Below are 1,576 nucleotides of genomic sequence, written 5' to 3'. Positions count from 1 at the left end.
TCTTCGGCCATTCGGACCTTCTGTCGAGCGGACTCCTGCGTGAAGGGCGGGAGCGGGGGCTTTTGTGTCATGGGGTGGTCTCCTTGAAAAGGTCGCTTCATCGGTCGTCTCGAAGTGAGCGATACATTGACGTCGAGCAAACATTGGTGCTTGCCACGCGTGGAAGGTCAAGGCTGGAAAACGCCCTGTCGACGATTGGAGCGGATGACCGGACCGGACGAAAATAACCGCTTGACCTTCCCATCGTGGCAACGTTGATACTCCGTCGCCATGGCACCCAACGCACCGGAGAAACCGTCATGGCTTCTGTAGAACCTCTACTATCAAACGATCCATCGGGCTCGCATCCGGTGGGGCAGACCCTACGTGTCGGTATCGCTGGCATGAGCTGTGCATCCTGCGTCGGCCGCGTGGAAAAAGCCCTGCGCGCCGTCGATCGGGTCGAGTCGGCGAATGTGAACCTGGCCACCGAACGGGCCGAGGTCACGTTTTCATCCGCGCCCGACACGGCCGCGGTCCAGACCGCGATTCAGCAAGCCGGTTATTCGATCGTCGAGGATACGATCGAGTTGGCCGTTGAAGGTATGAGCTGCGCGTCCTGCGTCGGCCGTATCGAGAAAGCCCTGGCGGCCGTGCCCGGTGTGCTGGAAGCCCACGTGAATCTGGCCACTGAAAAGGCGCAGGTGCGCCACGTCGCCGGCATGGTCGACGCCAAGGCGCTGGAAACTGCAGTCAGTGACGCTGGCTATGCGGCCCGCACGGTAGCGGACAACGACAGCGGCGATCAGCAAGCTCAGGCGCGGGCCGAGGAGATCGGCGCGCTCAAGCGCAGCATCCTGTTCGCGGGCGCGGCGACGTTGCCGATCTTTGTGCTCGAGATGGGTAGCCACATATTCACGAGCCTGCACGACGGACTGATGGCAACGCTCGGTCAGCAGAACCTGTTCTATCTGTTCTTCGTGCTCGCCAGTTTCGTACAGTTCGGGCCGGGTCTACGCTTCTACAAGAAGGGCTGGCCGGCCTTGATGCGCGGCGGCCCCGACATGAACTCGCTGGTCATGCTGGGCACGAGTGCGGCCTACGGTTATTCGCTGGTGGCGACCTTTCTGCCCAGCGTGCTGCCCGAGGGCACCGTCAACGTCTACTATGAAGCCTCGGCCATGATCGTGACGCTGATCCTGATCGGGCGTTACATGGAGGCGCTGAGCAAGGGGCGTACCAGCGAGGCCATCAAGCGTCTGATGACGCTGCGGGCCAAGACGGCCCGGGTGATCCGTGACGGCGAGCCCGTGGAAGTGGCGCTCGAAGACGTGCAGGTCGGCGATATCGTGCAGGTCCGCCCCGGTGAAAAGGTGCCGGTGGACGGCGAGGTGGCCGAAGGCACGTCCTACGTCGACGAGTCCATGATCACCGGCGAGCCGGTGCCGGTTCAGAAGAGCGCGGGCGCCGAAGTCGTGGGCGGTACGCTCAACAAGACCGGCAGTTTCTCGTTCACTGCCACCAAGGTCGGCGGCGACACCATGCTGGCCCAGATCATCCGCATGGTCGAAGCCGCGCAGGGCGCCAAGTTGCCGAT

The 1,576-nt window shown here is 62.9% G+C and carries 1 protein-coding gene; it reads left to right on the top strand.

Translation table 11 applies throughout. From position 1 onward, the window contains the following. Positions 1-383: 383 nt before the first annotated feature. A partial coding sequence (locus ABNU97_RS17740; RefSeq protein WP_348767989.1) for a heavy metal translocating P-type ATPase occupies positions 384-1,576 on the top strand: 1,193 nt, incomplete at its 3' end.

The organism is uncultured Salinisphaera sp., from assembly GCF_964012375.1.
Lineage (GTDB): Bacteria > Pseudomonadota > Gammaproteobacteria > Nevskiales > Salinisphaeraceae > Salinisphaera.
This window is presented reverse-complemented; position numbering and strand designations above follow the sequence as displayed.